Here is a 17,489-nt window from a genome sequence, read left to right as displayed (position 1 = left end):
TGCGCCTCATCTGCCTAGTGTCAAGCAACCGTCATCAATGGTCTTCATCAATGGCCTTCATCAATGGCCTTCATCAATGGCCTTCATCAATGGCCATTGTGGTACGAAGTTCGCCGATCCGGTACGAACCGACTGCCCGGGCACGTCGGTCCCGTCGCGCCGCCGGACCGCAAACGCCCGGTGATCGGTGTCCTCGAAGCGAATCACCTTGTCGCCCTGCGCGACACGCGATCGGCGGGTAGCTCAACGGGCGCGTTGCCGGCGGTGTCTGCCCGCCGCCGCAGTCCCGTGGTCGTCGTCAGGTGCCGGTGGTGACGACCAGGAAGTCGTGGCTGGTGGCCCATGCCTTGATGAAGGTCTCGATGGGGACCTGCTCGTCGCGGCCTTGTTTGGTACCGCTGTCGTTGAGGTGCACGATGCCGTTGGCGGTGTCGACTCCGGTGACCACCACCGCGTGGTCGGAGCGCGGATTGCCGTCGCTGTCTTTGTTTTCGATCGGCTGACCCCAGATCATTTCGGCGTTGAGGCTGACGATAACCTTGTGGCCGCCTCCCAGGTACTGCTCGAGCGCCTCCATGCCCGTGGGAATGCCGGTTTGCGGGGCGTCGTCGGTGTCGGTGACCTTGGCGTCAACGCCGTAGTGCGCCAGCAGGGCCGGTACGTCCCACATGCTGGTGCCCATGCCGGAATTCGGGTTCGACGGGTCAGCGGGCCTGATGTAGATCGAGCCGGGGTGGACGGTGCTGGGTGTCGACTGGGCCACCTTGACGATCGCCCTCTCCGAAGGTTCCTTGCCGGTGATCTGACCGATCACGTCGGCGCTCGACATGATGACGCAGTCGTCGTATTTCTGGTAGCGCCACCACTTGGCGGCCGCCACCGGGTCGCCGTACATCGTGCCCGTCGCCGCATCGGCCGGGACGGCCAGTCCCAGTGCCAGCGCGCCCGCGAAGGTGGCGGCGACGGCGGTCTTGGCGATGGTGGAGATCTTCATCGGTCTTTCCCTTTTTCTCGTTGTCTCGTTCCGCCCCCGTTGGACGGCTGCGGAATGGGCGTTGAGAAAAGGTTCGGATGACGGCCTTTTCGTTATCTCTATGAATCCTTGAAGTGATCTACCGGTGTATGTGGAGTTCCAGAACCGATGGCGGGCAGCCGACCCGGTGCTCGGGTGGCTGCCCGCCATCTGTGGGGCCAAGAACTACTTGTGTGTTTCCTGGGTGACGGTCATGAAGTCGTGGCTGGTGGCCCACGCCTTGACGAAGGTGTCCAGCGGGATCTGCTCGTCGCGACCGTCCGGGTTGCCGCTGTCGTTGAGGTGCACGACGCCGTTGGCGGTGTCGACACCGGTGACCACCACGGCGTGGTCGGCCCGCGGCTGGCCGTCGCTGCCCTTGTTCTCGATCGGCTGGTTCCAGATCATTTCGGCGTTGACGCCGACGATCACCGCGTGGCCGCTGCCCAGATACTGCTCGAGCGCGTCCAGGCCGGTGGCGACGCCGGTCTGCGCGGCGCTGTCCGAGTCGGTGTTGACGCCGTGGACTCCGTAGTGCGCCAGCAGTGTCGGCAGGTCCTCCGGGTTGGTGCCCATGCCCGAGTTCGGGTCGTTCTTGTCGGTCGGCTTGATGTAGATCGAGCCGGGGTGGCTGGCGCTGGGCGTCGACTGGGCCACTTTGATGATGGCCCGCTCCGAGGGCAGCTTGCCCGTGATCTGGCCGACCACGTCGGCGCTGGACATGATGGCGCAGTCGTCGTAGTTCTGATGGCGCCAGTACTTGGCGGCCGCGGCCGGGTCGCCGAACATGGTCCCGCCGACGGATGCGTCGGCCTGGCTGGCCAGGCCCAGTGACAGGCCGGCTGCAAGTGCGGCGGCGACGGCTGCCTTGGCGACGATGGAGATGTTGACGGTCTTCATGGCCGGGTCCTTTCTCAATTCCGCTCCGGTGGCGGGGCTGTTGAGAAAAGGCTCTGATGGTGGCCTATTCGTTATCTCGTCGAATTCTTGGAGTGACCTCGGGCCGCGACCCGACCGTGCGGGGGTGCGTCAGTTGCAGGCCCACGTGTCGATGTAGCCGCCGTCGAGTTTGCTCAGCGCGTCTTTCATGGCGGCGCTGAGGTTGGGACCCGTGCCGCCCCTGTAGTCGCGGTCTTTCGCGGCGACCGCGCCGCAGGCGGTGAACGAGGTGAGCACCTTGCAATCGGAGTAGCCGCACGACTTGACCGCGGTGGCTTCGGCGGCCGCCTTGGTGGGGTAGGCCCACGACCGGCCCCACGACCCGTTGCTGGAATAGGCGATCGCACCGTAGGAATCGGTGGCGCGTGCCGCGGGCGCCGGCGCCACGGTCGCCGCGGTTGTTGCGATGGCCGCGATGGTCGCGATGACAACCGCCAGCCGGGTGACCGTCACGGCGAACCGGCGCCGATGGGGAACCATCATCGTCATTGGTGAATCCTTTCCGAGCGTCGGCGGTCCGGCCGGATCAACATGCCGTGACGCCATCCGCCAGTGGCTAGACCGGTTTGGCAGCAGTGACCTGTTTGCCCCAGTCGGACATTGTCAGCGTCACCGAACTGTTGGGGGCCGGGACGATCTGGATTTGCACGAGATGTGAGGACCCGTCCGATGCGGTCCACACGGTGGTGGGCACCGTGGAAACGTTCTCGGTGGTCAACCGTGAGCCGGCCAGCGTCGCGATGTCGTCGGCACTCGATTTCCCGGTGATCTTGGTGGTGGCGACGCCGTTCACCTGCTGGGAGCCGGCCACCGACGCATCCTTGAGGTTGGCCAGTACGTTGGCCAAGCCCTTGTCGGGGTCCAGCAGCACCGACACGTTGTAGATCGAGGCGCCGTTGCCGAAGTCGGTGTACACGCCAGGTTGGCCGAGGTCGGAGTAGAGGTGACCGTCGACATAGACGAATTTGACGTCCTGGGTGTCCTTGCCGACGAGCATCGTCGCGCTGCCGGTGGCGACGGTCTGCGGTGTGTTGGATACATCACCGTCGAGCTTTGTCACGCGCAGGTTCGGCACGTCGCCCTGCACGGCGAGGCTGAGGTGCATACCGGTGACCTTGCGCATCACGTCGGTGGCCTGCTTGAGCAACCTCGCCGCCTCCCCGCTGGTAGCGGTGGCCGTAGCGCTCGACGATTTGGCGCCGGTATCCGGATGTCCGCAGCCGCTGATCGTCAGGGCGACAGCGAGTCCGGTGGCCGCGGCGGCGACAACGCTTCGACGCGCAAGCTTCATCGACATCTCCTTAGTCAGCCCGCAGTTGCTCAAGCCGAACTCCGAGCTTAGTGAGCCCTGGGTTGCGGCCGGCCGGTCTGGGTCCACCTACCGCGCCGCGGCTGACTGTTGCAGAATGCGCGATGCGGGGATCCCGGTTCTCGGGATCCCCGCATGCTGTGTGGGAGTCGATCAGGTGAGCTGGCTGGCGTACTGCGGGCAGTAGTCCTTGGTTGCGTAGACGACGAAGTAGGCGGCTTGCTTGGAGGTCAGGTTGGTCTGGCTGAGGATTTCACTGGCGATTTGGGATCCGGTTGCGCCGGCCGCCAATTCGGTGCAGACCTGGTGGCCCTCTTGGACCGCCGCCTGTGGCGAGCTGAACGTAACGCCAACCGACTCCATCTGCGAGATGAATGCCGCGTCAGCTGCGGTGGTGGCCGAGGCGACGCCGGCGGCGGCGACGGCAAGCCCGACGGCGGCGGCGCCGACGGCGGTGGCCAGGACTGCGGTGAGGCGTGCTGAGAACATTGGTGAGGTCCTTTGCTGAGTGCTGTGGGTTTCCTGCTTGGTGACCTCAGGTTCGGATCGACCTCTTGGCGAATTCTCAATAACTTCTTGATAACTTCCCGGCACCGGTTCGCCCGGCACGGCGAGGTTAGGCCTGACTCATCGCGTAGTAGGCACCGCGCCGGCCCAGCAGTTCGGCGCGGTTGCCTTGTTCGACGATCCGTCCAGCTTGTACGACCATGATGCGGTCGGCGTCGCGAATCGTCGAAAGCCGGTGGGCGATAATGAAACTCGTTCTGTCTCGGCGAAGTTCGCACATCGCTTGGGCGATGAGCAGCTCGGTGCGGGTATCGACCGAGCTGGTGGCCTCGTCCAGGATCAGCAGTTGGGGGCGGGCGAGGAACGCACGCGCGATGGTGATCAGCTGCTTCTCGCCGGCGCTGATGTTGCTTCCGTCGCCGCTGATCCGGGTCTCATAGCCGTCCGGCAGGCTACGCACGAAACGGTCGACATGCGCCGCTCTGGCGGCTTCGGTTATCTCGTGGGGCGCTGCGTCCGGCCGGCCGTAGGCGATGTTGTCGGCAATCGTCCCGTCGAACAGCCAGGTGTCTTGCAGCACCATGCCGATCCGTGACCGCAGTGCTTGCCGGCTCATCGAGGCGATGTCCACGCCGTCGATCAGGATCCGGCCGGAATCGACCTCGTAGAACCGCATCAGCAAGTTCACCAGCGTGGTCTTGCCCGCGCCGGTCGGTCCGACGATCGCCACCGTGCTACCCGGTTCGGCCACCAGCGATACGTCCCGGATCACCGGGTGACCGGGGTAGTAGCCGAAGCTCACGTGTTCGAACTCGACGCGACCGGGCCGGCTCGGGCCCTGGACCGGCTCCGGGCCCCGGATAGCCGACGCCAGCGCCGGCTCGGGCGATTCTTCGGCCTCGTCGAGCAGCTCGAACACCCGCTCAGCGCTGGCCACCCCCGATTGCAGGGTGTTGTACATCCCGGCCACCTGGCCCACCGGCGTGTTGAACTGGCGGACATATTGAATGAAAGCCTGGACACTGCCCAGCGTGATGTGTCCGGTGGCCACCTGCAGCCCACCCGCCACGGCGACGGCGACGTAACCGAGGTTGCCGATGAACGTCGTCGCCGGTCCGACCAGACCGGACAAGAACTGCGCGCCGAAGCTGGCCTGGTAGACGTCGTCGTTGAGCTTGCGGAATTCTTCTCGCGCGGCGGCCTGGTGGCCGAAGGTCTTGACCACCGTGAAGCCGCTGTATGTTTCTTCGATGTGGGCGTTGAGGCGCCCGGTGCTGGTCCAATGCGCAACGAACAGTCCTTGCGAACGTCGCGTGATCACCCGCGTCACCAGAAGCGACAGCGGCACCGTCAGCACCGTGATCAGCGCCAGCAGCGGCGAGATCCACACCATCATGAAGAGCACGGCCAGCACCGTCAGAATGGACGTCACCAGCTGGCTGATCGTCATCGACAGCGACGACTGGACGTTGTCGATGTCGTTGGTGACCCGGCTCAACAACTCGCCGCGTTGACGTCCGTCGAAGTAGGACAACGGCAGCCGGTGCACCTTGTCCTCGACATCGGACCGCAACTTCGTTATGGTCCGCTGCACCGTCACGTTGAGCAGCCGGGCCTGTGTCCAAATCAAAAGCGACGCAACCACATACAGCGCCAGTGCCAGCGCCAGCGTGCGTCCCACCGCGCCGAGGTCCACCCCCTGGCCCGGCACGACATTCATCCCCGACAGCAGGTCCGCGAAGGCGTTGTCACCACGGGCCCGGGCCGCCGCGACGGCCTGCGCCTTGGTGATGTCGGCCGGCAGCCGTCGCCCGATCACGCCGTTGAACAACAGGTCGGTGGCATGGCCCAGGATTCGCGGAACGACCACGCTGATCGCCGTACCGGTGATACCCAAAGTGATCACCGCAAGGCTGAGCCGGCGTTGCGGCGCGAGCCGTTTCACCAGACGCGCCGCCGAACGCCAGAAGTCTTGCGACCGCATGGTGGGCGCCGGCGCCGCGCCGCGCGGCCGCTGGTTCATTGCCATGCTCACGGGACGCCCCCGGCGCCGACGGTCACCGACTGCGAGACGGCGAATTCGGCATAGGTGGGGCAGTCGGCCAGCAGGGCTTCGTGGGTGCCCGCGCCGACGATCCTGCCGTCGTCGACGACGAGCACCTGGTCAGCCTGGCGCGCAGTCGAAACTCGTTGGGTGACAATGATAATGGTTGAAGCTGCGGCCACCTCGCGCAGGTGTGAGCGAACGCGAGCCTCGGTGTGCACGTCCAGAGCCGAGAACGCATCGTCGAAGAGGTAGATGGCGGGGCGGCGGATGACGGCCCGCGCGATCGCCAGCCGTTGCCGCTGCCCACCGGAGAAGTTGATCCCACCCTGGCCGACGCGCATGTGCAGCCCGTGCGCCCCCACGAAATCGTCGGCAGCGGCGACGCGCAGCGCCTCCCACATCTCCGCGTCGGTTACCGACTGGTTCGGAGCCGCGCCGTAACGCAAGTTGTCGGCGACGGTACCCGAAAAGAGGTAACCGCGCTGGGGTACCAAACCGATTGCTGCCCAAAGCCGTTCGGTGTGATAGTCACGGACGTCGATGCCGTCGATCAGGACGGCGCCGTCAGTGACGTCACGGAGCCGGCAGATCAGCGAGACCAGGGTCGACTTGCCCGACCCCGTGCTGCCGACGATCGCGGTCGTGGCACCCGGCCGTGCGGTCAGCGAGATATCTTGCAGCACCGGGCAATCAGCGCCCGGATAGGTGAACGTCACACCGTCGAGGTGGACCACACCGGTGATCCCGTCGGGCGGAAACGTGGGATTTGCCGGGTTGCCGATGGCGGAGCGGGTGGACAGCACCTCGGTGATGCGTTCGGCGCACACCGATGCTCGCGGCAGCACGACCAGCGTCATCGTCGCCATCAACACCGCCATCAGAATCTGGGCGAAATACGACAGGAAGGCGCTCAGCGAGCCCACCTGCATCTGGCCGTTGTCGATGCGCAGGCCGCCGAACCAGATCACCGCGACGCTGGACGCATTGATGGTCAATGTGGTCACCGGCAGCATCAGCGCTTGCCAGTTACCCGCTGCCAGTGCGGTCTTGGAGAGCGCCGTGTTCGCCCGGGCGAACCTGTCCCGCTCGAAGCCTTCCCGGGTGAAGGCGCGGACCACCCGGACCCCGGACAGTTGGTCTCGCAGCACTCGGTTTATGCCGTCGATCAGGCTCTGCATGCCGCGAAACAACGGCAGCAGGTGCGTCATGATCCAGTAGTTCGCTACCGCCAGGACCGGGACGCTGACCAGTAGCAGCCAGGTCAGCGCTGCTTCCTGGTGAATTGCCATGAGAATGCCGCCGATGCTCATGATCGGCGCGGCGACCAGCACGGTCGCCGTCGTCTGCACCAGGAACACGATCTGGCGCACGTCGTTGGTGCTTCGGGTCAGCAACGTCGAGGCGCCGAACCGGGCGGTCTCTCGTTCCGAGAAGGTGACGACGTGTTCGAACACGGCTGAACGCAGGTCACGGCCGAAGCCGGTCCCGGTCCGTGAGCCGACGTAGAGCGCACCGACCGCGCACAGCGCCTGTAAGCCGGTGACGCCGAGCATCACCACGCCTAGCCGGACGATGATGGTGGTGTTGCCCTTGGCGACGCCATCGTCGATGATCGCGGCGTTGACGGTGGGAAGGTACAGCGACGCCAGGGTGCTGATCAGCTGCAACACCATCAGTACCGCGACCAGCCGACGGTAGGGCCGGAGGTACTGGCGCAGCAGTGCCAGGAGCATGGGGTAACTGTCGCACATCGCGGCTGCCCGGCACCGGCGCCAGGTTCGCTCCTGAGACCGAAAGGCCTGATCAGCGAGCGTGTCGGTGGTTGACCTGTGGGGCTGCGGCTACAGTGCATGCTGTGACCGGCAGAAGAAGAGGTACGCGGTGCGGCGCAATGTGACGACGCTGGTGTTGGCGGCGTCGGCCCTGGTGGCTTTGACGCCCGCGATCGCTGGGTGTTCCAATTCCGGCGCCAACCAGCCGGGTGCGACGATTTCGTCGACGCCCGGCAACGCCGCGGGTAAGCACGGGCCGTTTTTCCCGCAGTGCGGCGGCGTCAGCGATCAGACGGTGACCGAGCTGACCAGGGTCGGCGGGCTGATCAACACCGCCAAGAACTCGGTGGGCTGCCAATGGCTGGCGGGCGGCGGCATCATGGGACCGCACTTCTCCTTCTCCTGGTACCGCGGTAGCCCGATCGGGCGGGAGCGCAAGACCGAGGAACTGTCGCGGGCGAGCGTCGAGGACATCAACATCAACGGCCACAGCGGCTTCATCGCGATCGGCAACGAGCCCAGTCTGGGCGATTCGTTGTGTGAAGTGGGGATCCAGTTCCAGGACGATTTCATCGAGTGGTCGGTGAGCTTTAATCAGAAGCCATTTCCCCCGCCGTGTGATGTCGCCAAGGAATTGACCCGCCAATCGATTGCGAACGCGAAATGAGACGTGTCCTGGTCGGTGCCGCCGCATTGATCACCGCGCTGATTTTCCTGGTGGGTTGCACGAGGTCGATTTCCGGCACCGCCGTGAAGGCGGGCGCGGGCGGGGTGCCGCGCAACGACAATTCCGAAAGGCAATATCCGAACCTGCTCAAGGAATGTGAGGTCCTGACCACCGACATCCTGGCCAAGACCGTCGGCGCAGATCCGCTCGACATCCAAAGCACATTCGTGGGCGCGATATGCCGGTGGCAGGCGGCCAACCCGGCCGGTTTGATCGACATCACCCGGTTCTGGTTCGAGCAGGGCAGTCTGGGCAACGAACGCAAGGTCGCTGAGGGCCTGAAATACCAGATCGAGAATCGCACCATCCAGGGCATCGACTCGATTGTGATGCGGACCGGAGATCCCAACGGCGGATGCGGCGTGGCCAGCGATGCGGCCGGAGTGGTCGGGTGGTGGGTCAACCCGCAGGCGCCCGGTATCGACGCCTGCGGGCAGGCCATCAAGCTGATGGAGTTGACGCTGGCCACCAACGCCTGAGTCGGCGGTTGCGGATGGCGCCAACGGCACCTCTATGCCCGGTCAACCCTCCCGCGGCACATGGAAGGCGACGAGTGCGGCACCGCCGGGTTCGAGGTCTTGCCAGCGGTCGGAGACTCGCAGCACTGCGATCGCCGACGTCGGGAACTTCTCCGAAATACGTTGTGCAGCGGTGTCATTGGTGCCATGGGTGCCATCGGCGGCGGCCAGGATGAGGGCCAGCGCTGAGGTGGTGGGCTCGTGCCCGACCACGAGGAGAGTCTTGACGCTATCGGCTACCCGGTTGATCTCCTCGATCACGGCGCCGGGTGTGGCGCCGTAGAGCCGCTCGGTGTAACGCACCGGCGCATCGACGCCGGTGCGTGCCAACGTCTCTCGGGTGCGGGTGGCCGTCGAGCACAGCACACCGTCGACCCTCGGCACGTTGGCCCGCAACCAGTTTCCGGCCAGCCCGGCCTCGCGGATGCCTCGTGACGCCAGCGGCCGGTCGTGATCGGCAACGCCGTCCGGATACGCCGACTTCGCGTGTCGCATCAGCACAAGGGTGCGGCGCTGCTCATTCATTGGGCTCACGTTAATGAGTGGGGCAGCGGGTGGTTATGCCGCGTCCTCATCGTCGTCTCCGTCGCGCAGGAGTTTCTCCGGGTGGTGGAAGGTGTTGGTGGTGGGCTGGCCGTGGTCTAGATGCGGCGGCGGTATCCATTCGGTGTCGCCGTGGGCGTTTTTGCGGGTGGTCCAGCCGCTGTCGAGGAGTTTGTGGTGGGGTCTGCAGGCCAGGGTGAGTTGGTCGATGTCGGTGCGACCGGTGGTGGCCCATTCCCGCACGTGATGGACCTCGCAGCGATAGCCCGGTACGTCGCATCCCGGTGCGCTGCAGCCACGATCGTTGGCGTACAGGACAATTCGTTGTCCGGGCGACGCGAGGCGTTTGGTGTGGTAGAGGGCCAGGGGTTTGCCGTTGTCGAAGAGTGCGAGGTAGTGGTGGGCGTGGCGGGCCAGGCGAATCACATCCGACATGGGCAACAAGGTGCCCCCGCCGGTGAGCGCCTTGCCGGCGGCGGCTTCGAGGTCGTCGAGTGTGGTGGACACGATGATGGTGGCCGGCAGGCCGTTGTGTTGGCCCAGCTCACCGCTGGCCAGCAGCCCGCGCAGGCCGGCCAGCAGTCCGTCGTGGTTGCGCTGGCTTTGCGAGCGGCTGTCACGCTGGGCGGCCGCCTCGGGTGCCGGGCCGTCGACCACCGGGCTTTCGTCGTGCGGGTTGCACATGCCCGGAGCGGCCAGCTTGGCCAACACCGCGTCGAGGGTGGCGCGTGCCTCCGGGGTCAGATAGCCGCTGATCCGCGACATCCCATCCAGCCCCTGCTTTCCCACGGTCAGACCGCGTCGCCGTGCCCTGTCCTCATCGGTGAAGGTGCCGTCGGGATTGAGGCAGTCCATGAGTCGCTGAGCCAGCTTGGCCAATTGGTCGGGCCGGTACTGGGTGGCCAGCCGGGCCAGATGGGCCTCGGCTTTCTCGCGCGTCTCGATGTCCACCTCGACGGGCAGGTGACGAAGGAAGTCGCGGATCACCCGTACCTGACCTTCGCCGATATGGCCGCCGCGCTGGGCGGCAGCGGTGGCGCCCAGCTGCGGCGCCAACGGTTCGCCGGTCAGCGCGCGGCGCTCACCGAGTTCGGCGGCCTCCGCCACCCGCCGGCTGGCCTCTGCCCGCGTGATCCGCAGCCGGGTGGCCAACGCCGAGGGCGGCCGCCCGCCCAACTCCTCCTCGCTGGCCTGCTCGACGATCTGGTTGATCAATGCATGCTCGGCTACCGGTAGCCGGCGTGCCACCCGCTCCAGACGCTCCAGTACCCGCAACCGCTCAGGCGTGGTGAGCGCGTCGAAAGACGTCTCAATCAACGCGTCGACGTCGGCATCGAGACGGTCGAGCACCGCCACCACCGACTCCCGATCCGAACGCATGTTCGAAGACTATCGCAGCCCACCGACAGACTCGTCGGCGAGCGCAAGCTCCTCGAGCCATGCATCCCCGGGCCCGGATATCCCGGTGACCGGCTTCCAGGGGCCGGTAAGCGGCCATCGGCGGAAATGCCTAATTCCGCGATCCGCGCAGTCGCGTAACAGGGCGCACCCGGCAACTCGCAGTATTGGCCATTTCGCTGATGTTTTGCGATCGGCGTATCCGCATGCTGGCTACCATGAGCGAAATCGACTGGAGCGACGTGGGCATGGGCGAGCTGCCAACCGGAACGGTGACGTTGCTGCTGGCTGACATTGAGGGCTCGACACGGCTGTGGGATACGCACCCCGGCGAGATGGCGGCCGCTATCACCCGCTTGGATCGGGTGGTATCCGAGGCGATCGCCGCCCACGACGGTGTCCGGCCGGTCGAGCAGGGCGAGGGCGACAGCTTCGTGATCGCGTTTGCGCGCGCCTCCGACGCGGTGGCCTGTGCCGTGCGGTTGCAGCGCGCGCCGCTGGCACCGATCAGGCTGCGTATCGGCGTGCACACCGGTGAAGTTCGGCTACGCAGCCAAACCGGCGGAGACGCCAACTACGTCGGGCCGGCGATCAATCGCACCGCACGGCTGCGCGACCTGGGTCACGGCGGCCAGACGGTACTTTCGGGCACCACCAGTGATTTGGTCGTCGACCAGCTCCCGACCGATGCGTGGTTGGCCGATCTCGGCAGTTACCCGTTGCGCGATCTGCCTCGGCCCGAGCGGGTTGTGCAGCTGTGCCATCCAGACCTGCGCAACGACTTTCCGCCGCTACGCACGCCGGAAACCGTTGCGACTCATAATATTCCGGTAGAACTGACGAATTTCGTTGGTCGCCAACCCGAAATCGCGAGCCTGCGCGACACGCTGGCGGGCAGCCGGCTGGTCACCCTGACCGGGGCGGGTGGGGTGGGCAAGACGCGGCTGGCGGTGCATGTCACCGCGCTGATCGCCGACAAGTTCCGCGACGGCGTGTTCTACGTGGATTTGGCGCCGATCACCCATCCCGACGTCGTGCCGGTCACGGCGGCCCGGGCGCTCGGTCTACCGGATCAACCGGGCCGATCAACCATGGACACGCTGTTGCGGTATATCCGCGAGCGTCAGCTGCTGATCGTGCTGGACAACTGCGAGCACCTACTCGACGCCAGCTCCAAGCTGGTGGCTGCGTTGCTTGTCGCCGCGCCGGGCTTGACGGTCCTGGCCACGAGCCGCGAGCCGCTTGGGGTGGCAGGAGAAGCGGCCTGGCAGGTGCCCTCGCTGTCGCTGGCCGACGACGCGGTCGAGTTGTTCGCCGACCGTGCCCGCCTGGCCCGGGCGGGTTTCACCGTCAGCGACGACAACGCCGTTGCGGTGAAACAGATCTGCGCCCGCCTCGATGGCATGCCACTGGCGATCGAACTGGCGGCTGCGCGAGTGCGGACGATGTCGCTGACAGAGATCGTCGACGGCCTGCATGACCGATTCCGCTTGCTGACCGGTGGTTCGCGCACCGCGGTGCGCCGTCAGCAGACGTTGCGGGCCTCGGTGGACTGGTCCCACGCGCTGCTCACCGACACCGAACGCAGCCTGTTTCGCCGGCTCGCGGTGTTTCTCGGTGGCTTCGACCTGGACGCCGCGCAAACGGTTGCCGGAGCCGACGACATCCAGCGTTACCAAGTGCTCGATCAGCTCACCCTGCTGGTGGATAAGTCGCTGGTGCTCGCCGAAAACACGAGTGGCCGAACGCGATACCGGCTGCTGGAGACCGTCCGCCAGTACGCACTGGAGAAACTGAGCGAATCCGAAGAGGCCGACGCCATCCGGGCGCGACACCGCGACTACTACACGTCGATGGCTGCGCTGCTGGACACGCCGGGACGTACCGACTACGAGCAGCTGCTTGTGCAGGCCGAAACCGACATGGACAATTTGCGAAGCGCTTTCACCTGGAGCATGGAAAACTCCGACCTGGAACAGGCGCTGCGCCTCGCGTCCGCGCTGCAACCGCTCTGGCACACGCGGGGCCGCATCCTGGAAGGGTGTGCGTGGTTCGACGCTATACCCATCGACGACGCGAGCGAACACCAAGTCACGGCCGCCACGCGCGCTCGGGCGTTGGCCGACATGGCGGTTGTCACCCTATTTCGGGGCGACAACACGGCTCGAGCGCAGCGCGCCTTGACGATTGCTCGTGAGCTCGACGAACCGGCTCTGCTGGCGCGGGTCCTGACGGCCTGCGGCATCGTCGCGGGCTACCTCTACGACGCCGAGGCGGCCGCAGCGTACTACGCCGAGGCGGCGGGCCTGGCCCGCGCAATCGGCGACCAGTGGAGGCTGAGCCAGGTCCTTGCCCAGCAGTCGAATACGGCTGTCATGCAGGGTGATCCGGTCGCGGCCCAAGCCGCCGCCGAAGAGGGGTGTGATCTCGCCGACGCCGTCGGCGATCGGTTCGGCGCGCGGCTATGTCGCCTCAGTCTCGGCTGGGCACTCTTGATGCGGGGCGAACTGATCCAGGCTGTAGCACAATTCAGCGCGGTGGTGGCCGATTGCCAAGCGGCCCACGATGAGTTTCCCACCGCGTCCGGCCTCATGGGCCTCGGTGTTGCGCACGCACAGCGGGGTGAGGTGAGCGCGGCAGCAGAGGCCGCGGAAGTGGCGCTGGAGGCCGTGGCGGACCTCGGCGAGTATTTTTTGGGATTGGGCTACGTGGCCGCAGCGCAAGCGGCGCTGGCCGGCGGCGATGTGGCGGAGGCACAGGTCGCGAGCGAGGCGGCTTGGCGCTACTTGAGCGTGGCTCAGCCCAAGATGGCGGTGGCGCAGCGCGGCTTCAACGCCGTCGAAGCCGCACGGGCACTGGGTGATCTCACCGCGGCGCGATCGTGGGCCGATGACGCCGTCGCCGTGGCGACCGGCTGGCACCGGGTGGCGGCGTATTTAGCCCGCGCGCGGGTGGCGACGGCTCAGGGCCTGCAAGACCTGTCGGAGCGCGACGCCCATGACGCCCTCACGTGCGCAGCGGACAGCGGCGTGTACCTCCACCTTGCCGACACCCTCGACTGCCTGGCCGACCTCGGCAAAGGCACTGACAATTGCCGAGCGGCAAGGCTTTTCGGCGCGGCCGATGCCTGTCGCCGGCGGATGGGGCAGGTGCTGTTCAAGATCCACCAACCCGACTACGAGGCGTCGGTGGCCGGACTGCGAGACACGATGGGTGATAACGATTTCGATGCCGCATGGGCAGCAGGCGCGACCCTGAGCGCCGAAGAAGCAATCGGCTACGCCCAGCGCGGCCGCGGCGAACGCAAACGTGCGTCCAGCGGCTGGGAGTCGTTGACCCCGGCCGAACTCGACGTTGTCCGGTTGGTCCGCGAGGGGCTGGGCAACAAAGACATCGCCGGACGGCTCTTCCTGTCACCACGTACGGTGCAGGCCCATCTGACGCACGTCTATACCAAGCTCGGTCTCACCTCCCGGGTGCAGCTCGCTCAAGAGGCGGCCCGGCGTTGTCAGTGATGGGTTGATACAGGGCTCTATACGGGGATCTCTACGGACAGCTGACTGGCGTGCGACCTCCGCTGCAGTGTGAGATGTTTCGTCAATCCGCGTGATAACGCAGACGGGAGGATCCGATGGCGTCCAGTAGGCGATTCGCGGCGCGTGTTTGGCGGTCAGGGACGCGCGCGCAGCACCGGTCGTGGCCATACCCGGTGGCCGGGGCGGCGCTAGCCATGCTCGGCGCGTGTGGGGTGACGATGCTTGTGATTGGCCCCCGCGCAAACTCGTCGACGAGTCTGGCATCGCGCGCGGATTGGGTTCTGGCCGGCGCGCTTCCGTCGAGTGACGACTTTCCGGCGGATTGGGGCTATGGCCTGTCTGGGTCGTTGCGCCGCTCGTCGCTCCCGGAAACCACCGCCTCGAGCACCGCGCCGCAGCCTGGCCCGCGAGCCGTGTATGAACCGGCGCAGTGCACAAAAATCCCGCAACTGTTGACCCATTCCGGCGCGGCACTCGCCGCGGAGCTGGACGTCGACCGCTACACCCAGCTGTTCGCCCGCAACGCTCGAATCTGGGATTGGCCGGCGACCGGGGAAAGCGACGAGCACGGCCCTAGTGCGCATTTCGAAATCTCGGTGGTTCCCGACGGTCCGGAGCGTATCGCCAATTACCTGGATTGGCTGGGCCGGTGCGGGTCCTACCAGGTGACCAACTACGACTTCAACGGGCGGTTCAAAGATCACCGCTCGGCCACCACGGTGCGCAAGGACCACTGGACCGACGACGCCGTTGTCGCCGCCGTCGTCACCAGGACATTTGTCACCGCCGGCAGGGACGAACCACCGGTGACCTACCTCGTCAGCTACTACGCGTTGCGTGGCGTCATCCTGGAATGCTCCGTCCACATGGAAACCACCGGGGATCGCGAGCTGGTGCAGCGTCGCGCCGCCGAAACGCTGCAGCGATTGCGCGCCCTATGAGCGGCACATCCGGCGACGGCAGGTCCGCGGGCGCCCAACGTGATTCGCGCGCGCCGCTTTTCAGTGCCGCGCTGTTGTGTTTGGTTGCCATCGCCGCGGTACTGGCGACTGCGCCTGTCGCGCTGCGACATTGGCGACCAACCGTCCAGTCGCTGGCCCCGGGACTGGCGGCGCTGTCTGACCAACAGCTGGCCGACCTGCTTCCCAAACCGGCCGACTTCCCGACAACATGGACCGTCGACACCAGGACCGGCGCCGACAGGTTCGGATACTTCAGGACGCAACCGTTCCGTAGCGGTGACCTGGACTACGATCCGCCCGAATGCGCCAACATCAATGACCTAGCTCCCGGCATCGCCGGCGGCGCCGAAATCGCGGGCCGCGATCCCGCCGATCCGCCCGAACGTTTTGGCCAGCATCCTGACGTCCGCCTGCAAATCGGCCGCGAGTTCAACCAAAGCGGCTTTGACGCGATGACCGCCCGGGTGTCCCGGTGCGCACGATTCACCTTCGCGGACACCATAAACCACACGGTGCATGTGATCGAAGACTCGCGCTCCGCTCGCGGGCCGCGTCTCTTCCGGATCTCGGTCACCACAGCTTTCGCAGGCTCCACCAACGCCGCGAGGACGCAATACCTCTCCTTCGCGCAGCTGTCGAACCTGGTGCTTGTCGGCGACGCCACCACAAGCAATCAGCATGTCCTCGACGTGCTATTCGAAAGCACCCTGCGCCGCATCGGCTCCGGCTGAGCGCGCCCCTTACTGCGCGCGCACGAGCACCGAAAACCCGTCCTAACAACCGATCCGCACCGGGTCGGCTTTCCGGCCGTCGCCGACACTAGCGGTCCAAACGCCGAGCGCGGACGCGTTTGATAACCAACGCTGATCGACACATCGAAACCGGGTCTTGGACGGCTCGTCGCCCACGCGGGGATCGTTGAGGGCAGCGATCCACTGCGATCTTCGATCCAGAAGTTGAGGAGAATGAAATGCTCACGCAGACAAGCACACACGTCGCATCGCTGATTGACGGTGAAAGCGGTGAAATTGTCGAAGAGTCCGACCTCGGTTCCATCCAGCGGCTGACGGCCGACACCTTCCCCATCCTCAAGGGGCTGTCGATCAAGCGGCTGCTGATCAACCCGGGCGCGATGCGAACGCCGCACTGGCACGCCAATACCAACGAACTGACCTACTGTGTTTCAGGCACCGCTCTGGTCTCGGTGCTCGACACCGGTAGCCAGTTCGCCTCATTCGTGGTGCACGCCGGCGACATGTTCCACATCGACTCCGGCTCGCTGCACCACATCGAAAACATCGGCACCGACGTGTGCGAATTCATCATCGCGTTCCGCAACGAACGGCCCGAGGACTTCGGGCTCGGGGCAGCGTTTGGCGCCATGACCGATGCGGTGCTCGGCAACACCTACGACCTGCCGGCCTCGGATTTCGCGGCGATGCGCCGCAGCACCACCGACCGCGCCCTAGCCGCCCGCGCCGGGGCACCCGATGTTCCTGACACGGCGTACTTCAATGACCCACACAAGTTTTCTGTCGATGCGATGACTCCGCCCGTGAGCATGGCGGTCGGCTCGGCCAGGACCGCGCGGCTGCAATATTGGCCGGCACTCAAAGACTTGTCGATGTACTCCCTACGAATCCGCGAGGACGGGATGCGTGAGCCGCACTGGCACCCGATCACCGCCGAGATGGGCTACGTCAACCGGGGCTCGGCGCGCATGACCGTGATGAGTCCCGGCGGCGAGCTGGACACGTGGTACCTGCGACAAGGCGACGTCTACTTCATTCCTCGCGCCTACCCGCACCACATCGAGGTCGTTGACGCCCCGGAAATGCACTTCTGCATCTTCTTCGACCAGCCGACCCCCGGCGACATCGGCTACCGGACGTCGGTGAGTGCTTACTCGCGCGAAGTGCTTGCGGCGACCTTCAACACCCACCTCGAGGACCTGCCCGACTTCCCGTTCACCAAAGCCGACCCGCTGATTGTCAACCGGCTCAACCCACTTGACGCCCACGCTGTAGGGGAGCGCTGAGATCAGGACCGTCGCTGCAATATTTCGATACCCGCCGCATCTGCCACGGCGCCTGCCGGCACGCGACGTCAATTAACGCCGCAGAGGAACTCAACGACTTCGCCGCGAAACCAGAGTGACGCGAGTGATTGCCTGTCAACGACACCGCGGCCCCGAGCCGAACCTGCCGAGCGAGGTCCCG

General features: G+C 65.9%; 15 protein-coding genes. 6 read left to right on the top strand and 9 right to left on the bottom strand.

What is annotated here, in order from left to right; genetic code table 11:
- Positions 1 to 298 precede the first annotated feature (298 nt).
- From MKAN_RS06370 to MKAN_RS06340, 7 genes are all read right to left on the bottom strand, one after another.
- The gene (locus MKAN_RS06370; RefSeq protein ID WP_023366349.1) at positions 299 to 994 is read right to left on the bottom strand and encodes a C39 family peptidase; all 696 of its coding nucleotides are present in this window, start codon (positions 992 to 994) and stop codon (positions 299 to 301) included.
- A 204-nt stretch (positions 995 to 1,198) separates the two neighbouring features.
- Positions 1,199 to 1,912, bottom strand: a complete 714-nt coding sequence (locus MKAN_RS06365) for a C39 family peptidase (protein WP_023366347.1) — start codon at positions 1,910 to 1,912, stop codon at positions 1,199 to 1,201.
- Between the two features lie 129 nt (positions 1,913 to 2,041).
- The gene (locus tag MKAN_RS06360) at positions 2,042 to 2,440 is read right to left on the bottom strand and encodes a DUF4189 domain-containing protein (protein WP_023366345.1); all 399 of its coding nucleotides are present in this window, start codon (positions 2,438 to 2,440) and stop codon (positions 2,042 to 2,044) included.
- Positions 2,441 to 2,507: 67 nt separating this feature from the next.
- Positions 2,508 to 3,242, bottom strand: a complete 735-nt coding sequence (locus MKAN_RS06355) for an LppX_LprAFG lipoprotein (protein ID WP_036392843.1) — start codon at positions 3,240 to 3,242, stop codon at positions 2,508 to 2,510.
- Between the two features lie 171 nt (positions 3,243 to 3,413).
- The gene (locus tag MKAN_RS06350) at positions 3,414 to 3,749 is read right to left on the bottom strand and encodes a DUF732 domain-containing protein (RefSeq protein ID WP_023366341.1); all 336 of its coding nucleotides are present in this window, start codon (positions 3,747 to 3,749) and stop codon (positions 3,414 to 3,416) included.
- 127 nt (positions 3,750 to 3,876) lie between these two features.
- Positions 3,877 to 5,796, bottom strand: a complete 1,920-nt coding sequence (locus MKAN_RS06345) for an ABC transporter ATP-binding protein (protein WP_103798008.1) — start codon at positions 5,794 to 5,796, stop codon at positions 3,877 to 3,879.
- Positions 5,797 to 5,798: 2 nt separating this feature from the next.
- Complete coding sequence (locus MKAN_RS06340) at positions 5,799 to 7,547, bottom strand: ABC transporter ATP-binding protein (protein ID WP_023366337.1); 1,749 nt, start codon at positions 7,545 to 7,547, stop codon at positions 5,799 to 5,801.
- A gap of 148 nt (positions 7,548 to 7,695) precedes the next feature.
- Here MKAN_RS06340 and MKAN_RS06335 point away from each other — a divergent pair, with 148 nt between their 5' ends.
- Entirely contained in the window at positions 7,696 to 8,253 is a 558-nt protein-coding gene (locus tag MKAN_RS06335; RefSeq protein WP_036392846.1) for a DUF3558 domain-containing protein, read from the top strand.
- On the top strand, positions 8,250 to 8,792 hold the full coding sequence (locus MKAN_RS06330) for a DUF3558 domain-containing protein (protein WP_023366333.1): 543 nt from the start codon (positions 8,250 to 8,252) through the stop codon (positions 8,790 to 8,792). Before MKAN_RS06335 ends, MKAN_RS06330 begins: the two co-directional genes overlap by 4 nt.
- Positions 8,793 to 8,834: 42 nt before the next feature.
- Here the strand turns inward: MKAN_RS06330 and MKAN_RS06325 are convergent, their stop codons facing one another.
- Positions 8,835 to 9,356 (bottom strand): SixA phosphatase family protein, encoded by a 522-nt coding sequence (locus MKAN_RS06325; RefSeq protein ID WP_023366331.1) that lies wholly within the window; start codon positions 9,354 to 9,356, stop codon positions 8,835 to 8,837.
- Positions 9,357 to 9,389: 33 nt separating this feature from the next.
- On the bottom strand, positions 9,390 to 10,754 hold the full coding sequence (locus tag MKAN_RS06320; protein ID WP_023366329.1) for an HNH endonuclease signature motif containing protein: 1,365 nt from the start codon (positions 10,752 to 10,754) through the stop codon (positions 9,390 to 9,392).
- Positions 10,755 to 10,990: 236 nt separating this feature from the next.
- Here MKAN_RS06320 and MKAN_RS06315 point away from each other — a divergent pair, with 236 nt between their 5' ends.
- The 4 genes from MKAN_RS06315 (at position 10,991) to MKAN_RS06300 (ending at position 17,308) form a co-directional block, all read left to right on the top strand.
- Positions 10,991 to 14,287, top strand: coding sequence for a helix-turn-helix transcriptional regulator (locus MKAN_RS06315; RefSeq protein WP_371686067.1), 3,297 nt, complete (start codon positions 10,991 to 10,993; stop codon positions 14,285 to 14,287).
- A gap of 473 nt (positions 14,288 to 14,760) precedes the next feature.
- Positions 14,761 to 15,249: a hypothetical protein gene (locus MKAN_RS06310; protein ID WP_225722861.1), complete on the top strand. Its 489-nt coding sequence runs from the start codon at positions 14,761 to 14,763 to the stop codon at positions 15,247 to 15,249.
- Positions 15,246 to 16,001 (top strand): hypothetical protein, encoded by a 756-nt coding sequence (locus tag MKAN_RS06305; protein WP_023366323.1) that lies wholly within the window; start codon positions 15,246 to 15,248, stop codon positions 15,999 to 16,001. Before MKAN_RS06310 ends, MKAN_RS06305 begins: the two co-directional genes overlap by 4 nt.
- 239 nt (positions 16,002 to 16,240) lie before the next feature.
- On the top strand, positions 16,241 to 17,308 hold the full coding sequence (locus tag MKAN_RS06300) for a cupin domain-containing protein (RefSeq protein WP_023366321.1): 1,068 nt from the start codon (positions 16,241 to 16,243) through the stop codon (positions 17,306 to 17,308).
- Positions 17,309 to 17,489: the final 181 nt, after the last annotated feature.

It is taken from the genome of Mycobacterium kansasii ATCC 12478 (genome assembly GCF_000157895.3).
In the GTDB taxonomy this organism is placed as follows: Bacteria; Actinomycetota; Actinomycetes; order Mycobacteriales; family Mycobacteriaceae; genus Mycobacterium; species Mycobacterium kansasii.
Note: the sequence above shows the minus strand (reverse complement) of the source record. Positions and strands in the feature narration are given on the sequence as shown.

Excerpts from the sequence above, each read along its gene's own strand:
- MKAN_RS06365 (WP_023366347.1), bottom strand. The coding sequence starts at position 1,912 with ATGAAGACCGTCAACATCTCCATCGTCGCCAAGGCAGCCGTCGCCGCC.
- MKAN_RS06345 (WP_103798008.1), bottom strand. The coding sequence starts at position 5,796 with ATGGCAATGAACCAGCGGCCGCGCGGCGCGGCGCCGGCGCCCACCATG.
- MKAN_RS06305 (WP_023366323.1), top strand. The coding sequence starts at position 15,246 with ATGAGCGGCACATCCGGCGACGGCAGGTCCGCGGGCGCCCAACGTGAT.
- MKAN_RS06350 (WP_023366341.1), bottom strand. The coding sequence starts at position 3,749 with ATGTTCTCAGCACGCCTCACCGCAGTCCTGGCCACCGCCGTCGGCGCC.
- MKAN_RS06360 (WP_023366345.1), bottom strand. The coding sequence starts at position 2,440 with ATGACGATGATGGTTCCCCATCGGCGCCGGTTCGCCGTGACGGTCACC.
- MKAN_RS06355 (WP_036392843.1), bottom strand. The coding sequence starts at position 3,242 with ATGAAGCTTGCGCGTCGAAGCGTTGTCGCCGCCGCGGCCACCGGACTC.
- MKAN_RS06325 (WP_023366331.1), bottom strand. The coding sequence starts at position 9,356 with ATGAATGAGCAGCGCCGCACCCTTGTGCTGATGCGACACGCGAAGTCG.
- MKAN_RS06370 (WP_023366349.1), bottom strand. The coding sequence starts at position 994 with ATGAAGATCTCCACCATCGCCAAGACCGCCGTCGCCGCCACCTTCGCG.
- MKAN_RS06300 (WP_023366321.1), top strand. The coding sequence starts at position 16,241 with ATGCTCACGCAGACAAGCACACACGTCGCATCGCTGATTGACGGTGAA.
- MKAN_RS06330 (WP_023366333.1), top strand. The coding sequence starts at position 8,250 with ATGAGACGTGTCCTGGTCGGTGCCGCCGCATTGATCACCGCGCTGATT.
- MKAN_RS06315 (WP_371686067.1), top strand. The coding sequence starts at position 10,991 with ATGAGCGAAATCGACTGGAGCGACGTGGGCATGGGCGAGCTGCCAACC.
- MKAN_RS06320 (WP_023366329.1), bottom strand. The coding sequence starts at position 10,754 with ATGCGTTCGGATCGGGAGTCGGTGGTGGCGGTGCTCGACCGTCTCGAT.
- MKAN_RS06340 (WP_023366337.1), bottom strand. The coding sequence starts at position 7,547 with ATGCTCCTGGCACTGCTGCGCCAGTACCTCCGGCCCTACCGTCGGCTG.